Origin of the sequence: Hallella bergensis DSM 17361, from assembly GCF_000160535.1 — a bacterium.
Lineage (GTDB): Bacteria > Bacteroidota > Bacteroidia > Bacteroidales > Bacteroidaceae > Prevotella > Prevotella bergensis.
This window is the reverse complement of the sequence record NZ_GG704781.1, coordinates 107,165-126,233: the sequence shown is the minus strand read 5'-3', so window position 1 is coordinate 126,233 and position 19,069 is coordinate 107,165. Positions and strand designations below refer to the sequence as shown.

15 protein-coding genes and 2 pseudogenes are annotated in these 19,069 nt (G+C 47.9%); 12 read left to right on the top strand and 5 right to left on the bottom strand.

Annotated elements, in window-relative coordinates:
• The 5 genes and pseudogenes from HMPREF0645_RS04495 to HMPREF0645_RS04475 all read left to right on the top strand — a co-directional run.
• Nucleotides 1–497, top strand: a pseudogene (locus tag HMPREF0645_RS04495) (SusC/RagA family TonB-linked outer membrane protein); the annotation flags it as partial.
• 120 nt (nt 498–617) lie between these two features.
• Entirely contained in the window at nt 618–2,285 is a 1,668-nt protein-coding gene (locus HMPREF0645_RS04490; RefSeq protein WP_419185645.1) for a SusD/RagB family nutrient-binding outer membrane lipoprotein, read from the top strand.
• Between the two features lie 48 nt (nt 2,286–2,333).
• Nucleotides 2,334–3,575: a hypothetical protein gene (locus HMPREF0645_RS04485; protein WP_044123396.1), complete on the top strand. Its 1,242-nt coding sequence runs from the start codon at nt 2,334–2,336 to the stop codon at nt 3,573–3,575.
• A gap of 72 nt (nt 3,576–3,647) precedes the next feature.
• Nucleotides 3,648–5,954 carry a glycoside hydrolase family 3 N-terminal domain-containing protein gene (locus HMPREF0645_RS04480; RefSeq protein WP_007173698.1) on the top strand — a complete coding sequence of 769 codons (2,307 nt, stop codon included), beginning with the start codon at nt 3,648–3,650 and terminating at the stop codon, nt 5,952–5,954.
• 259 nt (nt 5,955–6,213) lie between these two features.
• Entirely contained in the window at nt 6,214–7,083 is an 870-nt protein-coding gene (locus tag HMPREF0645_RS04475) for an aldose 1-epimerase family protein (protein ID WP_007173696.1), read from the top strand.
• Between the two features lie 44 nt (nt 7,084–7,127).
• Here HMPREF0645_RS04475 and rsgA read toward each other — a convergent pair whose 3' ends face one another.
• The 4 genes from rsgA to rsmA all read right to left on the bottom strand — a co-directional run bounded on the left by rsgA (nt 7,128) and on the right by rsmA (nt 10,160).
• Nucleotides 7,128–8,066, bottom strand: coding sequence for a ribosome small subunit-dependent GTPase A (rsgA, locus tag HMPREF0645_RS04470; RefSeq protein WP_007173695.1), 939 nt, complete (start codon nt 8,064–8,066; stop codon nt 7,128–7,130).
• A gap of 148 nt (nt 8,067–8,214) precedes the next feature.
• On the bottom strand, nt 8,215–8,775 hold the full coding sequence (gene frr, locus HMPREF0645_RS04465; protein ID WP_007173694.1) for a ribosome recycling factor: 561 nt from the start codon (nt 8,773–8,775) through the stop codon (nt 8,215–8,217).
• A 101-nt stretch (nt 8,776–8,876) separates the two neighbouring features.
• On the bottom strand, nt 8,877–9,356 hold the full coding sequence (locus HMPREF0645_RS04460) for a GAF domain-containing protein (RefSeq protein WP_007173693.1): 480 nt from the start codon (nt 9,354–9,356) through the stop codon (nt 8,877–8,879).
• Entirely contained in the window at nt 9,357–10,160 is an 804-nt protein-coding gene (gene rsmA / locus HMPREF0645_RS04455; protein WP_044123299.1) for a 16S rRNA (adenine(1518)-N(6)/adenine(1519)-N(6))-dimethyltransferase RsmA, read from the bottom strand.
• A 589-nt stretch (nt 10,161–10,749) separates the two neighbouring features.
• On the opposite strand from rsmA, the gene HMPREF0645_RS04450 reads away from it, so the two are divergent.
• The 4 genes from HMPREF0645_RS04450 to HMPREF0645_RS04435 all read left to right on the top strand — a co-directional run bounded on the left by HMPREF0645_RS04450 (nt 10,750) and on the right by HMPREF0645_RS04435 (nt 16,670).
• Nucleotides 10,750–11,772: a lysylphosphatidylglycerol synthase transmembrane domain-containing protein gene (locus HMPREF0645_RS04450; RefSeq protein WP_007173691.1), complete on the top strand. Its 1,023-nt coding sequence runs from the start codon at nt 10,750–10,752 to the stop codon at nt 11,770–11,772.
• Between the two features lie 88 nt (nt 11,773–11,860).
• Complete coding sequence (locus HMPREF0645_RS04445) at nt 11,861–13,315, top strand: aminoacyl-histidine dipeptidase (protein ID WP_044123395.1); 1,455 nt, start codon at nt 11,861–11,863, stop codon at nt 13,313–13,315.
• 280 nt (nt 13,316–13,595) lie between these two features.
• Nucleotides 13,596–14,522 carry a magnesium transporter CorA family protein gene (locus HMPREF0645_RS04440; protein ID WP_007173688.1) on the top strand — a complete coding sequence of 309 codons (927 nt, stop codon included), beginning with the start codon at nt 13,596–13,598 and terminating at the stop codon, nt 14,520–14,522.
• A gap of 159 nt (nt 14,523–14,681) precedes the next feature.
• Nucleotides 14,682–16,670: a DUF349 domain-containing protein gene (locus HMPREF0645_RS04435; protein WP_007173687.1), complete on the top strand. Its 1,989-nt coding sequence runs from the start codon at nt 14,682–14,684 to the stop codon at nt 16,668–16,670.
• Between the two features lie 146 nt (nt 16,671–16,816).
• Here the strand turns inward: HMPREF0645_RS04435 and HMPREF0645_RS04430 are convergent, their stop codons facing one another.
• Nucleotides 16,817–17,236 carry a hypothetical protein gene (locus HMPREF0645_RS04430; protein WP_007173686.1) on the bottom strand — a complete coding sequence of 140 codons (420 nt, stop codon included), beginning with the start codon at nt 17,234–17,236 and terminating at the stop codon, nt 16,817–16,819.
• Nucleotides 17,237–17,324: 88 nt separating this feature from the next.
• Here HMPREF0645_RS04430 and HMPREF0645_RS04425 point away from each other — a divergent pair, with 88 nt between their 5' ends.
• The 3 genes and pseudogenes from HMPREF0645_RS04425 to HMPREF0645_RS13815 form a co-directional block, all read left to right on the top strand.
• On the top strand, nt 17,325–17,606 hold the full coding sequence (locus HMPREF0645_RS04425) for a hypothetical protein (RefSeq protein ID WP_007173685.1): 282 nt from the start codon (nt 17,325–17,327) through the stop codon (nt 17,604–17,606).
• A gap of 120 nt (nt 17,607–17,726) precedes the next feature.
• Nucleotides 17,727–18,359: a nitroreductase family protein gene (locus tag HMPREF0645_RS04420; protein WP_007173684.1), complete on the top strand. Its 633-nt coding sequence runs from the start codon at nt 17,727–17,729 to the stop codon at nt 18,357–18,359.
• Between the two features lie 440 nt (nt 18,360–18,799).
• A pseudogene (locus HMPREF0645_RS13815) lies at nt 18,800–19,069 on the top strand (hypothetical protein); the annotation flags it as partial.

Here is a 19,069-nt window from a genome sequence, read left to right as displayed (position 1 = left end):
CGGCAAGAGCCACCTACGAGAGCGGCAAAGCACCACAAACGCTCGATGGAAGAGAGGCCTGGTACAAGAGCGAGGAGGATCGCAAAGAGGCTGGAATAGCCGTAGGGCCGTCGAACTGGAAGGCTACCGGCGGATTCATTGCACCGGGTGTGATAGACAATGGCGACGGCACCTATCGCGAAAACGACATCTATGTTAACCCAGAAGATTACTGGATGAGCGTGAGCCGCAATGCACCAGGCATGTTTATATACGATAATTCCTACGTGAAATGCCGTGAACTGACGTTGACCTATCGTTTGCCCGAAAAAATTCTGGGTAAGTGGATACATGCAATGGACGTGTCATTCGTAGCCAGGAATCCGTTTATCGTATGGAAAAATATTCCCAACATCGATCCTGACTCCAACTACAACAACACCACGGGCATGGGACTCGAATATGGCTCACTGCCCTCACGCAAGAGCTATGGTATCAACCTCAACGTGAAATTCTAAGCCGTGCGAATATACATGCTTACCTATCGAAAACCATATAAAGACAAAACAACAATGAAACAGAACATATATAACACGCTTAAAAAAAACATCAGCATGAGTATTCGTCCGCAATGGGGCATGCTCTGCGTCTCCTTGTGTGTGGGGCTGCTCAGCTTCTCATCGTGCAGCAGTGACGATGCGATGGAGGCTCTCAATACCGACCCCACAAAAGCAGCCACAATGAATCCCAATTCGCAGCTGACAACAGCTATCCTTGAGACATACGGCGACCTCGACCAAGTAGAGATTTACCGCAACTATCTGTATGCCTTCAACCAGCATCTCATGGGATGCTGGAACACCACAAACTATGGTGGCAGGCATACGGCAGACAACACGGAGATGGCTCGGATATGGACCACATTCTATGATCAGGGTATCAAGAATCTGGTCGATGCCGAGTACGCCACCAAAAACAATGAAGCCCGAAAAAACATTAACGCCGCCCTGAATATATATAAGGTGTATATGATGTCGATTATAACCGATGCTTATGGTGACGTGCCCTATAGCGAGGCTGGATTGGGCTTTATCAAGGGGATAGCCAATGCCAAATACGACACGCAGGAAAGCATCTACTATGATTTCTTTAACAAGCTCGACTCGGCCGCCACACAACTGTCGACCGCAGGCGACAAACTCACGGGCGACGTGATATACGATGGCGATGTGACCCAATGGAAAAAACTGGCCAACAGCTTGCGCTTGCGGTATGCCATGCGCATATCTGACGTAGCTCCCGAAAAGGCCAAGAAAGAATTTCTGAAAGCGTTGGCAGCCGAGGGCGGAATCATCGAAACAGCTGCTGATGATGCTCTTATCAAATACATGGACATCGCCTTCAGCTTTGGACAGGACAGCTACGAGGATTTCCGCGGCAACGCATTGTCGAAACTGCTCTTTGGCAACGATCCAGCCAACAACCCGAGTTATATTTGCTCAACGCTGTTTAATCAACTCCGCGACACGAATGATCCTCGAACGTTTATGATTTGCCGGTGTTATTGGGACAAGCTGATGAGCAAGACCAGCACGGAAGGCCGCATAGACCTGACCAACGAAATGCTGACCCAAGGACGCAAGTTCCAACCGAATCAACCTGGTGGTTTCTCGTGGGAACCATGGCCGGAAGGTTACGATAGCGACTTGCTGATAGCCATGGCAGCCAACAACCCTGCCATCGAGGCGCAGGGAACAACGGTTGACAGAGAGACAGAGCCCAAGCTGGCCAATAACTTCCTGAAAAGCGACAACCCCGGTGTCATCATCACTTCGGCTGAGGTGAAACTGCTCTTGGCCGAGGCTACACTGAAAGGTTGGCTCTCCACCAAGGGCTCTGTGGCCGATCTCTACAAACAAGGCGTGCGTGAGGCCATGGACTTCCTCCACAACAACTACAACTGCGAGGCCGTGGATGATGCCACATTCGAAGCTTATATCAATGAAAATGGTATTGGGCACACAACCGAACAAGCCAAGCGTGCCATTAATACTCAGGCTTGGATTCTACATTTCACAAACCCGTCAGAGTGCTGGGCCAATCTGCGCAGGTCGGGATATCCGCAACTCAAATCGCCTGCGGAATATGGTTTTGCCGGCAATTTGGTAGATGGCCAGCAAATTCCCGTGCGCATGCGCTATCCCGTATTGGAATCATCGTACAACAAAGCAAACTACGAGGACGCACTCAGCCGCATGAATGGCAAGGACAGCTGGAACACCCGAGTGTGGTGGGATGTGAAATAGAAAATACTATACAGCAACACTATTAATAATACTATATTTTCAATGAATATGAAGAAGATTTTTAACATGTTGGTTGTCGCAGTCATTTCAAGTGGTTTTGTGGCATGCAGCGACGACGAGCCGTTCTCAACCATCGCTCCTACCGACAATCCACATATACTGGCGCCCGTTTTCCCAAACCGTGTAGATGGTCAGCTACCAACGATTGCCAATATCAATAGGTCTGGCAATTTTGCGCTCGACGTTATCGTTACGCCGGCTGATTATACCACCATCACATGGCTTTTTGATGGCATGCCCACCCATGTGGGCACCTCCATCGACACCACGCTGATGGCCGGAACATACGATGTGAAGATCGTCGCAGAAACAACGCAAGGTAAAACCACAAGCCGCGAGGGACTCGTGGTGGTTGCCCCACTCGACGGCGATCCATATTCGCAGGCACAAACCATTGAGCGCATCGTGGCTCCAGGGGCAAACGGCACACTCGTTGGGCAAAACTTAGACAAGGTGAAAAGCCTCGTCGTCGGTGGACAATCTGTGAGTAACGTGAGCATGAACGACGACGGGAGCCTTTCCTACATCGTCCCGAAATCGCTGGAAAACGGCACTCACCGTGTCGTCTTGCTTGACAAGGACGGACATCAATACGGTGCCAATACCATCGAGGTGTCGAATAAATGTCTCGTTTCGGCGGGAGCAGATCGAGCCAATATTGGTAGCGAGGTCACACTGCAAGGCATCAACATGGACAAGATCGCCTCTGTCAAGATTAGTGACAAGAACATCACCACCTTCAACCTCAAGACACCGACGAGCATCTCGTTTGTTTGCCCTGATCTCAAGACTGGAAAATACACCATTTCAGGCAAATCGACCGATGGTTCTGCCGTACAATTCTACGTCAACAGCACCATTGTGGAAGAAACTTCCATAACGCTCACCGCTGAAACCACACTTTGGGAGGGTCACCACTATGTGAGCTGGGATCTGCCAGAAGGCGACCCCAACAGAATCTTCGACCAGCTTGGAGCAGAAAAATTTGCAGGCAAGGCTGGCTCCACGCTGCGTGTATATTACAGCATAGAGCCTTCGGCAGCTTACCATAAGGCTCAAATCACAACAGGATATTGGACCAAACTGCCCGGTACAGGCGAATTTGAGTTTAGCGAGGTAGGTGTTATCGTCTACAAATTGACCAAGGAGGCCACCGACATGATTGGCGAACAGAACGGTTTCCTGTGTGTGGGACATGGCTATTACGTAGACCGCGTGACTTTGCAATAACCAACAGCGGCGACTATGACAACTTCAAGTATCAAATAATGATTTATAATAATTATCTAAACACTCTTCAATATGAAAATCAAAAATAGGCTTATCTCGGCAGTCTCTGGATTGTCAATGGCGGCAACCCTCTTACCAATAAACGCGAATGCACAGAAAAATCCGGATATTGAATCCAAAATCAATGCCCTGATGGGCAAGATGAGTCTCGACGAAAAGGTGGGACAAACAGCCGAAATGGCCATCGACATTATCGGAAACTGGCAGGGCGACGAGTTCGTCGTTGACCAGGCGAAGCTGCAAAAAGTTATAGGGCAATACAAAGTAGGCTCTATTCTCAACGCGCCGGGAAAGGCTTTGACACCTCAAAACTGGTACAAGGTTATCTCTGCCATACAAGAACTCTCGATGAAAACTATGGGTATTCCCTGTGTTTACGGATTAGACCAAAACCATGGGACGACCTATACTTTGGGCGGGACTATCTTTCCACAGAACATCAATATGGCTGCCTCGTTCAACCGAGACCTCGTGCACAAAGCCGCCGAGGTGACGGCATACGAGACGAGAGCCGCCAACTGCCCATGGACCTACTCTCCAACAGTAGACCTGAGCCGCGACCCACGCTGGCCGCGCATGTGGGAAAACTACGGGGAAGACTGCTTTCTGAGTGCCGAAATGTGTCGGGCGGCCGTGATGGGCTTCCAAGGCACTGACAAAAACAATATCGGTAGTCGGCATGTAGCAGTCTCGCTGAAACATTACTTGGGATACGGTTCGCCACGTACGGGAAAAGATCGCACGCCTGCCTATATTCCCGAATTTGAGATTCGCGAGAAACACCTCGCACCTTTCAAGGCAGGGGTAGAAGCCGGGGCGCTGAGTGTTATGGTCAATTCGGCCTCGGTGAACGGCGTCCCAGTACACATGAGCAAGCATTATCTTACCGACGTGTTGAAGAAGGAATTGGGATTCGACGGCGTGGTTGTGACCGACTGGGCTGACATTAACAACCTCTATACCCGTGAAATGGTGGCAAAAGACAAGAAAGATGCCATCATCAAAGCCATCAACGCAGGCATCGACATGACAATGGAACCCTACGACCTGACGTATTGCACACTCCTGAAAGAAGCTGTGAACGAGGGAAAAGTGCCCATGGCTCGTCTTGACGATGCCGTGCGCAGGGTATTGAGGATGAAGTTCCGACTTGGACTCTTCGACACGCCCAACACCAAGATGAAAGACTATCCCAAGTTCGGAGCAAAAGAATATGCCCAGCTGTCGGAAGACGCAGCCGTTGAAACACAGGTATTGCTGAAGAACGAGGAGAATATCCTACCGCTCAAGCAAGGTCTGAAGATTCTTGTTACCGGCCCCAATGCCAACACCATGCGACCACTCGACGGTGGATGGACCTATACCTGGCAGGGCGATGCGGACAACTTTGCACAGAGCAAGAATACCATTTTCGAGGCTTTGCAGCAGCGGTTCGGCAAGAACAACGTGATCTACGAACCTGGAGTAACCTACAAGATGAGTGGAAAATATTGGGAAGAGAACACGCCCGAGATAGAAAAGGCTGTGCAAGCCGCAGCCCAAGCCGACATCATCCTGGCTTGTGTGGGAGAAAACTCATATTGTGAAACACCTGGGAATCTCAACGATTTAGCTCTGAGCGACAACCAGAGAAACTTGGTCAGGGCACTGGCCAAGACTGGTAAGAAAATCGTGCTTATACTCAACCTCGGCCGGCCACGCATCATCGCCGACATCGAACCGTTGGCCTCGGCAGTGGTCAATACGCTCATTCCGGGCGAACACGGTGCCGACGCATTGGCACGTCTACTCGCCGGCGACGATAATTTCTCGGCTCGCCTGCCCTACACCTACCCTCGCTACAGTGCCGCCCTGACCACCTATGATTACCGTGTAAGTGAGGAGAGCGGCACCATGGAGGGGGCATACGACTATAATGCGCTCATCGACGTACAGTGGCCGTTCGGTTATAGCAAGAGTTACACCACATTCAGCTACGGAGATCTAAAGACAGACAAGACTGACTTCGGACTCAACGACAACATCACCGTCAGCATAGACGTAACCAACACGGGCAAGCGTGAGGGCAAGGTGAGCGTGCTCCTTTTCTCGCGCGACCAGCATGCCAGTCTCGTTCCAGAAGTGAGGCGACTGCGTGCCTTCACGAAGATAAACCTCAAGCCCGGGGAAACGCAGACCGTGAGCCAAACCATCAAAGCACGTGACCTTGCCTTTGTGGGTACCGATGATATGTGGCATTTGGAGGAGGGCAAGTTCATGCTCCAAATAGAAGATAAAATTGCGTGGATAAACTGCACGCAAGACTATACGTGGAAGTAGACCACAAAAACTAACTCCCCCCTGCTTTTCATTGCAGAGACGATGGAGGTGTTCCTGAGTGCACATAATCAGCACCTCGACAACATGGAACACCACTCCATTGCCAATGAAAAGCAGGGGGTTTTTTACGCTGTAACTTCACAAATAAGCCCGAATCATTAGCCTGGGGTTACTTTTTTTTGTAACTTTACAGCAATATCACAGTGCCAACAGATAGATTGGCCTCACTTTAAAGCCCAATTTTCAGACAAACAAAGTTATGGAACAAATCAAAAATGAACAACTCTGTGTGCAAATTTCAGCTCATGGCGCAGAGTTGCAGAGTATCAAAAATGCTGACGGCAAGGAGTTTCTTTGGCAGGGAGATCCTGCCTATTGGAACCGCCGCTCTCCCCTTCTCTTTCCCGTCGTGTGTGGATTGTGGAAAGACACCTACCGTTTGAACGGTCTTGAATACAAAATGGGACGACACGGCTTTGCCCGAGATACAGACTTCAAACTCATCGCACAGGGTGACAGACAAGTGATATATGCACTCAGCAGTTCTCCCGAAACCCTCAAGAACTACCCTTTCCACTTTAATCTCAGCGTGAGCTACAAGCTTCGGAACAATCAGATACATATTGTTTGGCATGTCGAAAACACCGATGACAAACCCATATTCTTCCAAATTGGTGGACATCCGGCTTTTCATGTACCAGGGCAGTTGCCGGGCAAGCCGCTTAAGGGAAGCCTTCGGTTCGACACGGTAGACCCCATCCGTCTATTTGGCAACGTTGAGGGGTGTATTGACAAGGGCAAGCATGCAACCATCAAAACTGACCATGGGGTATGGAACTTTACACAAGAGAGCTTCAAGGACGATGCGGTAATATTCGATCATGGTCAGATTCGAAAGGTGGAGTTACTCAATGACAATGATGAGGCTGAGGTAACGGTCGAAACCAAGGCTCCTGCTCTGGGCATTTGGAGTCCGTATGGCAAGGAAGCCCCCTTTGTGTGCATTGAACCATGGTATGGCATTCACGACTGGAACGGATACGAAGGCGACTTCAGCGACAAATATCTGATGAACAAGCTGTTGCCCGGAGCCAGCTTTATGAGCGAATATGTTATAACAATCGGATAACAATCCTTGCTTCCCCTCCTCCCCACACGCAAGGAGAGGGAAGCTTATCTATACTTTCCCTCCTCCTTGTCCTCCAGCATTCCAAGATAACTCTCGTATCTTGATAGTGCGATATGGCCTTCTTCGATTGCCTTGATCACCGCGCACCCTGGCTCATGGGTATGTGTGCAATTGTTGAAACGACAATGCTGAGAATAACGGAATATTTCTTTGAAGTAGCTGGTGATTTCCTCCGGCTCCATATCAAATGTGCCAAAGCCCTTGATTCCAGGGGTATCGATAAGATATCCTCCTTTAGGCAACAGCAGCATCTCGGAGAAAGTGGTAGTATGCATGCCCTTGTTGTGGGCATCACTGATTTGTGCAACACGTACCTCCGCGTCGGGAACGAAATGGTTGATGATGGTCGACTTCCCTACTCCACTATTTCCAGCCAAGAGCGTCACATTATCTTTCATCAATGGCAACAAGATATCCAGCTGTTCCCCTCTATCACCTTGCGGACTGGCTGCACATATCTGATGGCATTCATAACCAATAGATTCATAGAGATTGACCAACATGGCCTGATAGCTCAGTTCGTCCTCATTGAGCAAATCGACCTTATTGAACAATAAGACAACTGGAACTCGATATGCCTCGGCCGAAGCAAGAAAACGGTCGATGAATGTCGTGGATGTCTGCGGATAATTAACGGTGACGACCAAGAAAACCTGATCGATGTTTGCCGCCAGGATGTGACTTTGCTTGGAGAGGTTGGTCGACTTGCGAATGATGTAATTCCGGCGCTTCTCTATCTCTGTGATAAACGCAGTTCCCTCTGCATTCTTAACGATGTGCACGCGGTCGCCCACAGCCACCGGACTGGTGCTCCTAATGCCCTTGAGACGGAAATTTCCCTTTACCTTGCTCTCAATAACACTCCCCTCGTCTGTCTTGACGGTGTACCAAGAGCCCGTATTCTTGATGACTAAACCATGCATAAACTACTCATCATTCACAATTCACAATTCATAACTCTTCACTCTTCCCTCCTCATTCTTCACTCTTCTCTCCTCATTCTTCACTCATAATTAGCCCCTATGCAGTGGGCTAACTATGAAGATGATGAATTGCGAATGATGTCTGATATTAAACGGTCATAATTTCCTTATGTTTAGCTTCCAGTATGGCCTCCACATTCTTAATGTATTTGTCGTGAAGCTTCTGCAAGTCGTTCTCTGCATCCTTACCGGCATCCTCCGATAGACCATCCTTGACAGCCTTCTTAAGTTTATCCTTGTATTCAGAGCGAATGTTTCTAATCTGCACCTTGGTCTGCTCACCGATCTTGTTACACTGCTTCACAAGTTCCTTACGGCGTTCCTCCGTGGGCTGTGGCAAGTGCAAGATAACCATTTCGCCATTGTTTTCAGGTGTGATACCCACATCGCTGTCCATGATTCCCTTCTCAACATCGGCAATCTGCTTACGGTCCCATGGACGTATCGTAATGGTGCGGGCATCGGCAATGGACACGGTGGCTACCTGGTTCAACGGCACCGACTCGCCATACGCATTGACACGAACGCCATCTACAATGGCTACATTGGCGCGACCGGCACGAACACGCGCCAACTCTTCTTCCAAATACTTGGCGCCGTTGCTCATCTTGTCTTCGGCGCTCTTCAGGGTTTCATTTACGTCTATCATATCTATACAGTATTATAATTGCTATTTACAAAAATAGCGATAATTTTCTGATACTGCAACAATTTATCCGAAAATAACACCTCAAAACTTGTGCATACCGACTAAAGGTTGAGTTGCCGGGACAACAAAACTGCTATCTGTTCCAAATACATCCGATCTACCTTGCCAAAAGCGTCCAAATCGGTACTGTCTATATCGATCACACCTTTCACACTGCCATCGCCTCCGTGAATAGGCACCACAATCTCAGACCTCGACCGACTGCTGCAGGCAATGTGGCCGGGAAACTGCTCCACGTCGGGAACAATAACTGTTTCCCCCCGCTGCCATGCCAAGCCACAAACTCCCTTTCCATAGCCTATATGATAACAGGCCACCGGCCCCTGAAACGGGCCGAGAAGAAGTTCCTCACCATGCACCATATAGAAACCTACCCAGAAAAACCGTTCGAGGAAAGCATCGTGCAAGGCCGCACTTACGTTAGACAGTACTGCCATCACATGAGTCTCACCCTCCAACAGTGCCACAACCTGTGCTACGAGCAACTTGTACTTCTCTTCCATCCTGTCAGTCATGATCATCTATTTACGTTTTCCCAACGCTTGGTCCACCATGTTGGTCAGCTCCACAAACTGTTGAATGCAGAGCTGTTCCGGGCGCATGGTCATCATTTCGTGAGTGAAAAATACAGGAGCAGGCATAGTCTCCTTGGAAAACAATTGCTTTAACGACACACGCAGCATTTTCCGACGCTGATTGAACGTCGCTTTCACCACACGCTTAAACAAGGCCTCATCGCATCCGAGTTCAACCACAGCATTGCGGGTCATACGGATAACGGCACTTTTCACCTTCGGCGGCGGATTGAAAACACCCTCGCTGACCGTAAACAGATATTCCACGTCGTACCAAGCCTGGATCAGCACACTCAGTATGCCGTATGCCTTGTTACCCGGCGCAGAAGCCATACGTAGTGCAACCTCTCGCTGAATCATACCCGTGCAACAAGGTATCAAATCCTTGTAATCGAGCATTTTGAAGAATATCTGCGATGAGATGTCATAAGGATAATTGCCCGTAAGCACAAAGGGTCGACCGCCAAACACCTCGTTGAGGTTCATCCTCAGGAAGTCGGCAGCAATGATGTTGTCCCTCAGCTTGGGGAAGTGTTCATTCAAGTAGGTCACGCTTTCCGAATCAATTTCCACCGCCTTTACCTCACGCGGCTTCTCTACAAGATACTGCGTCAGCACGCCCATGCCCGGCCCAATCTCCAACACGGGTATCTCGGGACACACATCCACTGTGTCGGCAATGCGTTTGGCTATATTCAAATCGGTCAGGAAATGCTGACCCAAATTCTTCTTAGGCTTTACCTTATTCATTATCATGTTTGTTTAATGTCGCAAATTTACGAAAAACAAACAAAATACCACCCAGCTACATAAAGTTTTGCAAATATCCATGCATTCCTATTAGACTAAAAGCGAGAAGGTCGGAACCGATATGATTCGATTCCGACCTCCTTATATAACTGAGCACAAAGTGCTACGCTTGTTCAAACAAGAGGGTTTTATTTTCTACCCTCAACCATGTTGTCCATAACGAGTGCTAACCCTGAAGCAGCAACGAAAGCAACAACTGCTAATGTAATAAATGTTATACCTGTCATAATCTTTACCTTTCTTTAATTTTATTTGTTATCCTTATACCACCGCTTGTGGCTGTTATCGTATGAAAACTATCTTTTTTCCTTAAGACATTGCAAAGATAGAGAGAATATCTGTGCACGCAAACAATTTGTGCTCCCAAGCCTCATAAACCCATGTTTTATTGATATCCGTCAACTCAATTGACCTGTATCAAGCAACCCCCTCTGTCCAACGGACAGGAGTAGAGAATACAAAAACTCATCGTGAAAATCCGTGCATTTCCTTTGCATTTCGGTCGATTTGCATTATCTTTGTGAATCGAATGGAAACCCAAAAAACCATCAGCCAAATCTTTAAGATTGTCCTGTCGTTATGTTTAGGCAGCGCAATTCTCTACTGGATGTATCGTGACTTCGACTTCCAGCGTGTCGAGCGCGTGGTCATGCAAGAGATGAACTGGTGGTGGATGCTGCTCTCCTTTCCTTTTGGCATTCTGGCCCAAGCCTTTCGCGGCTGGCGATGGAAACAGGCATTGGAACCCCTTGGCGAAAGTCCCAGACGATCTGTGGCTGTCAATTCCATTTTTCTTTCCTATGCCGTGAGCCTGATAATCCCCCGTATAGGCGAGTTTGCACGCTGCGGTGTACTGAAACGCTGGGACAATGTGCCCTTCCCCAAAGCCTTGGGCACAGTGGTCACCGAGCGCGCCATCGACTCCCTGTTGGTGATGCTCATCATTGGGATGACCCTGCTCACGCAGTTTACCGTGTTTGACAAGTTCTTTCAGAAAACAGGCACCCGCATGGATGAAGTACTGGCTGGTTTTACCTCCACAGGCTGGTTGGTTACCGCAGTCTGCGGAACAGCAGTACTCTTGTTAATCTACTTCCTGTTACAAAGAATATCCCTATATAATAAGGTAAAGGATGCATTCAAGGGATTGATTCAGGGTGTCATGTCTGTGAAGCACGTCAGGAACATTCCACTCTACATCTTCTTCACCATAGCCATCTGGGCAAGTTATTTCCTACACTACTATCTCACTTTCTTCTGCTTTGAGTCGACCTCCTCACTGGGCTTCGACTGCGCCATCGTGACCTTTATCGTGGGTTCGATAGCCGTAATCGTACCCACGCCAAACGGGGCAGGCCCGTGGCATTTTGCAGTGAAGACGATGCTGATACTCTATGGTGTGGCGTCGAACGATGCCCTGTTTTTCGTGCTGATTGTGCACAGCGTGCAGACATTGCTGGTCGTCCTGCTTGGCATATACGCATGGTTGGCTCTGAATCTTACCAGCAGAAAGCATCACTCCGCAAGCCTAACCCCCACACCGGAGAGATGAGACACTAACGTAGGCTCCCCCATTGCAGTAGAAACTACACATCGAACAAACTATAGAGACACAATACTAACTTTAAAATTATATGTTTATGAGCGAAATCAAAGACTTACAACCTGCTGCCATCTGGCGCAACTTTTATGCATTGACACAAATTCCACGTCCATCAGGACATCTTGAAAAGATACAGAACTTTTTGCTGGACTTTGCCAAAAAGGCAGGCGTGGAAGCAACCAAGGATGTTGCCGGCAACATTATCATGCGCAAGCCCGCCAGTCCGGGCTATGAGAACAGAAAAACTGTAGTGCTGCAATCCCACATGGATATGGTGCCACAGAAGACGCCCGAAAGCAACCACAACTTTGAAACCGACCCCATCGAGACTTACATCAAAGACGGATGGGTGCATGCCAAGGGTACAACACTCGGGGCCGACAATGGCCTCGGAGTGGCTGCCATTATGGGCGTCATGGAAGACAAGACCTTGAAACACGGCCCCATAGAAGGTCTCATCACGGCAGACGAGGAAACCGGAATGTTTGGTGCCAACGACCTGCCAGAAGGAGTTCTCAAAGCTGACATCCTGATGAACCTTGACTCTGAGACATGGGGCAAGTTCGTTATTGGGTCGGCTGGCGGCGTCGACATCACCGCCACATTGGAATACCAAGACGCAGAGAACGACCAGGAGACTGCTGTTAAGGTCACGCTGAAAGGACTGCGCGGCGGACATTCCGGCCTCGAAATACATGAAGGCAGGGCCAATGCCAACAAGGAAATGGTGCGCTTGCTACACAAGGCCATAGCAACACTTGGGACACGCTTGGCAAGCTGGCATGGTGGCAATATGCGCAATGCCATTCCTTTCAAGGCTGAAACAGTGCTGGCACTGCCCAAGGACAAAGTAGAGGCACTGAAGAAACTCGTTGACGAACAACGCGCTATTATCGAGGATGAATACAAGACCATAGAGAAAGGTGTGGAACTGTGCGCTGAGGAAGTGGAAGCTCCGGAGACACTGGTACCCACGGAGATCCAAGACAACTTAGTGGAAGCCATCTATGCCTGTCATAATGGGGTGACAAGAATGATCCCATCCTATCCCGACGTGGTGGAAACATCATCCAATCTTGCAATCATTGACATTGAGAATGGCAAGGCCATGATTAAGATTCTTGCCCGTTCAAGCCGCGAAGACATGAAAGAATACGTTGCCACACAGCTGCAAACCTGCTTCAACATGGCAGGTATGAAAGTCAGCCTGAGCGGAAGCTATGGCGGATGGGACCCCAACCCGGACAGCGAAGTGCTGAACATGCTTATGAAGATTTACAAGAAGCAGATTGGCAAGGATGCCATTATCCAGGTTGACCATGCCGGATTGGAATGTTCCATCATTCTTGGCAAGTATCCCAACCTCGACGTTGTGAGCTTCGGTCCGAACATTCGCAGTCCTCACACAGCCGGCGAGCGATGCGAAGTGGCAACGGCAGAACCGTTCTGGAAACTGCTAACCCAAGCACTTGAAGAAGTGCCGGAGAAATAACAATTCTGGCCGCACAAGCCATCTGGGGAGTTGAGAAACCAAAGGGATGCACCCTACCCTACTTTCTCAACTCCCTAAAATGTTGCCTACAAGAACTTTCCCCCGTATTTTTATTTCGGTTTTGCTTGGGCTTGTAATTTATTTTGACTATCTTTGCACCATTATTTCAATATTCATTGATATGGACGATTACCACGCGGAAAACATAAATCTTTAACGCGAGGATTACTCTCAGAGAGTTAATCCCCCGCACACGTCTTATACATGGAGATTAACTACGATGAGAACATTTTGGAACATTGAGAAAAACTTAAAGGTAATTCCCGAATGGAAGCCCAATTGCTGGATACAGGTTACGTGCCCCACAGACGAAGACCAGCGTGAACTGATTGAACGATTCGGGATCCCCGACTATTTCTTCAACGACATCAGCGATACCGACGAGCGCGCCCGTTACGAATACGATGACGGCTGGATGCTCATCATTTTGCGTATCCCGTACGTGAAAGAAATCAAGAGCCGCACACCATACTCCACCGTACCCCTTGGCCTCATTCACAAAAAGGATGTGACCATCACCGTGTGTTTCTATGAAACCAACATGATGATTGATTTTGTGACCTTTTACCAGAAGCGTGACGAAGGGTTCACGGACTATGTAGACATGACCTTCCGCCTTTTTCTATCGAGTGCCGTATGGTATCTGAAGCGACTCAAGCAGATCAACATGCTGATTGAAAAGGCCAAGCACAATCTGGACCGTGACGTAAACAACGAAAGCCTCATCGGCTTGTCGCGGTTGCAAGACTCGCTCACCTACTTCATCACCTCCATCCGTGGAAACGAAACGCTCTTGCAGAAGCTGAAATTCAAGTTGCAGGTGGACGAATTAGACGCTGACCTGATAGAAGATGTCAACATTGAGATGACACAGGCACGCGAAACCACAAACATTTACTCAGATATCCTGGAGTCGACCATGTCCACCTATTCAGGTATTATCAACAACAACATGAACACCGTGATGCGTACGCTGACCTCGGTCAGTATCATTATGATGTCGGCCACATTCATCGCCTCAGTTTATGGTATGAACGTTATCAACGGCATGGAGACCAGCAGATGGGGCTTTGTCATAACGCTGTTCCTATCATTTCTTGTCAGCACACTGTGCTGGCTCATACTGCGTCATAAGCGACTAATATAAACCTCAAGCACAAAAAAATATCGTTTTATTAGGGTTTTACGTTTTTTTTATATAAGTTTGCACATTATAATTATAGATATTGTAGGCTATGTTGACTGACTCTCAAGCTTTTGTCAACATGACCATGAAAATTCCAAATCATCAACTAAAGACAGTTAAATGATGGACTCTCAAGAAAGCACCCTTCAACAGGGTACGGTAGACGATGAGCAGAAGAAGGCAGAGCCTGTTTCTGAAGTACAGAATACAAAAAACGAGCCTGCCACAGAGGAGCCTGCTGAGGATAAGGAGGAAGCACCCGAAAAGGTTGTAGAGACCACTACAGAGGAACCTGCCACAGAGGAATCCGCTACAGAGGAACCTGCTGAGGATAAGGAAGAAACACCTGAAAAGGCTGCAGAGACCACAACAGAGGCTGAGAAGAAAGTTTATGCTTCAAAGCAGGAAGTGCTCGACCGTATCAAGGAGATTGCCTCCAACGAGGACAATCCCGACAAACAAGAACTTGACACACTGAAATCACTCTTCTACAGATTCCACGTTGCAGAGCGTGAACAGCATCAAAAAGAATACCTTGAAGCTGGCGGAGATCCCGAGAAATATCAGTTTGTGCCCGATGAAGCTGAAGACACGTTTAAGGCAGAAATGCAGATCATCAAGGAAAAGCGGGCCAAAAGATTCCAGGAGAAGGAGGCAGAAAAGGCCGAGAACCTGAAGAGGAAACTCGAGATCATTGAGAAAATAAAAGGCATGGCCACGTCTCCGGACGAAGCCAATAAATCATTCAATGAATTCAAAATCCTCCAGCAAGAATTCAAGGATATTAAAGCTGTGCCAGCAGAGAAAGCCAATGAAGTCTGGCACAACTACCAACTTTATGTTGAGCAATTCTACGACTTACTCAACCTTAACCGAGAAGCACGGGAATACGATTTCAAGAAAAATCTTGAAATGAAGACCAAGCTGTGTGAAGAAGCCGAAAAACTCGACGCAGAACCGGATGTCATCAGTGCCTTCCATCAGCTACAGGATTTACATAGCCGATACCGCGAAATAGGACCGGTAGCCAAAGAGCTGCGGGAGGAAATTTGGGCTCGCTTCAAAGCGGCAAGCACGGTGATCAACAAGAAACACCAGCAACATTTCGAAGACCTTCGCGCAAAGGAAAAGGAAAACCTGGCCAAGAAGACCGAGTTATGCGAAAAGGCCGAGGCCATAGCCAAGGAAGAAAACAACAATGCCAGCGACTGGGAGAAACATGCCAAAGAAATTATTGCCATTCAACAGGAATGGAAGACCATCGGCTTTGCTCCCCGAAAAATGAATGTCAAGATTTTCGAGCAATTCCGTGCCATATGCGATGACTTCTTTGGTCGCAAGGCTGATTTCTTCAAAGACATGAAAGATCAGTTCGCAGAAAATGCGGAGAAGAAGAAGGCTTTGGTGGAGCAAGCACAGGCGCTGAAAGACTCGACAGACTGGAAAGCGACGAGTGACAAATTGATTGCCCTACAAAAAGAATGGAAGACGATCGGCACCGTACCTAAAAAGTTGGGGAACCAGCTTTGGGAGGACTTTATCACGGCCTGCAATCAGTTCTTTGAGGCTCGCAATGCAGCCCATGCAGGCGCACGCAGCGAACAGCATGAAAACTTGGAAAAGAAGCGCGATATCATTGCTCAGCTGAAAGAATTGGCAGAGAACGCGGCAGACGATGCACAAGAGAAAGTTCGCGAGTTGAGCGACGAATTCAACAAGGTGGGCCATGTTCCATTCAAGGAGAAAGATCAGATTTACAAGGAATACCATGATATACTTGATAAAATCTACGACAAGCTTCACATCACAGTGACCCGTCGCCGTTTGGACAACTTCAAAAACAACCTGAAAAACGTTGCCAAACGCGGAGAGGATGCCATTGACAACGAGCGAGGACGACTGATGAGACGCTACGAGCAACTCAAGCAGGAAATCACGACTTTCGAAAACAATCTTGGCTTCCTCAACATTTCCAGCAAGAAAGGCAACAACCTCGTTGACGAAATGAACCGAAAGGCACAAAAGCTGAAAGACGAGGCTGAACTCATACGCCAAAAAATCAAGACTATCGACAGACAAGCCAGGGAAGAACAAAACAAAGAAGACTAAATTTCTTTTTGTTATTGCCTCATGAGTGTTTCATGAAATAACATCAAAGACCATAATCCCCTCCCATAACATTTTATCCAATGTTGTTGGGAGGGGATGCTGTTTCTGCATAAGGCAACATATTAAGCTGCAAACCGGGAGCGACCTCACCACTGCAAGTGCCCCGTCACGTAGTCTATTAATTCCGGGCACATTCTTCTCGGACTCCTTGGAGCTCCAGACAGCCCATGCTCCCTCAGGAATTCTAATTTCAAGACAGGAGAGTCGAGTGCCTTCAAAAGCTCATATCTGACATATTTCCCCTGCTCCCTATGCGCTAACCATTGATCATAATATTGCTGAGAGATAAAATAGGCACTGCCGTCTATCGTCTCCCTGAAATCCATTTCCACACGCGTAACCTCCAACATAAAAGTCAATCTGCTTTCAGGAGCTGTGGCATACAGAAATACAATGTCGCCTACCTCATATCGATTGCGCATCTCCCAATCTATAAAGCCATGATCCCTGATAAAATCCGCTACGCGATATCGTTTGTGATTATATGCTCTTATCCAATAATTCATGCGGTTTGTTACAATTTACATCGATAAAAAGCGAAGTTAATAAAATTATATCTAACTTTGTACCTACACTCGCATAAAAACAATTCATATGCTTACAGACCATATCGACCGCACCCAAACTTTTTTAGACAGTATCTCCCGACTTGACAAACAACTGAAAGCCGCTGAAAACCAACAGATGTTTTATATCAATCGGATGCTCGAGCTCAAGAAAGGCGGGCAAACCGATACAGAAGAATATGCCGACTTAAATGCAAAAAGTACATCGCTACAGGAAATTATTGACAAATACCGCCCTATCTACCTCGAACGTATGGAGATAATGAAAGAAGTGATGACAATGACCAAACGGAAACGCACCCAAAAATAATGACCCAACATACGACTTGGTAAAAGCTTAAACGAGATAGAAGGATGAGATTCATAATCTTCTTTCAAACAATATTCCCAACTCAAAATCCAACTCAAAACAAACTAACTCCCAACAACTATGAAAAAATTATCACTTTTCTTCCTCGCCCTTATGATGAGCACAAATATGATGTCACAAGAAATCATCCAGCTTCCGGAATCCAACAAAAACGTTCCCACCACACTTTTTCAAGCTCTACAAGATCGTCATTCCGTGCGCAACTTTGAAGACAGGAGCATAGACATGCCTACATTGAGCCAGTTGCTCTGGGCTGCCATAGGTGTTAACCGTGCTGACGGGCGTATGACGGCACCCACAGCTGTCAATGCCCAGGAGATTTCCGTTTATGTAGCTACCAAGGACGGTGTGTGCCTTTATTTGAATAAGGAGAATGCGCTCAAAGTCGTCAGCAAGCAAGATATCCGCAAGGAGATTGCCGCCAGGCAAACCGGAGTAGCCAATGCCCCTGTTTTCCTGATTATCGTAAGCGATTTAGGCAAGATAAGAGCGAAGGTTGGTGACCGTGCCTTGATGATGACAGCAGAAGATGCAGGCTATGTGAGCCAAAATATTTGTCTCGGAGCTGCGGCCCTCGGACTTGGCACCGTCCCCCGTCATGGTATGAATCGTGAAGTGATCAAATCTGTTTTAGAGCTTGGTGACAACCACGAAATCATGCTTAACCACCCCATTGGCTATCCCAGGAAATAATCTCCATTGCTCCTGTGTATTATTTCACCGCCATCAATATCTGTATATTGATAGCGTATATTAGCGACAAGCTCAAAGTCAAATGACACGCTTGGTGCATTCCCTAAACCATACTCCTCGGACTATCCGTTATTGGTAGGTTCATCGGAGTGCAGCTCAATCCCATAGAGAGACTGAGCAATGAGGTAACTATTCAGTTCCCCACCGGAGCCTTTCCCTGAGCAAAACGAAAATAACATTTTCATCCCTGCGCTACAGATTCACCTGAAAGTATTTATCTTTGCACCGGCAAGTAAGTAGGCCATAATTGGCAATGGACTTTCGAGTCCAATATTCAGTTTGGTTCCGTCAGCACGTAGAGTAATAATTGGTCGTTGGAGACCTTATAGAAGAGTACATGTTTTAGGGGCATCGGACTTGCCGTTTTACAATCACAGGATATGGCACGTAAGGCAGAGAAGGAAAGAACGAGGGATGGCTTGAAGCTGAAGATAGTCAATCCCAATGCGGCAGGCATAGACATCGCCTATGGTGAGATGCAAGTCTGCGTACCCGAGGACCGTGATGGCGATAACAACCGCTGTTTCGGCAGTTTCACATGCGACTACGAGGAGATTGCATCATGGCTCAAGGCCTGCGGCATCACCACAGTGGCGATGGAGTCGACAGGTTCCTACTGGGCAGGCTTTTGGACGAATACACGGATGGAT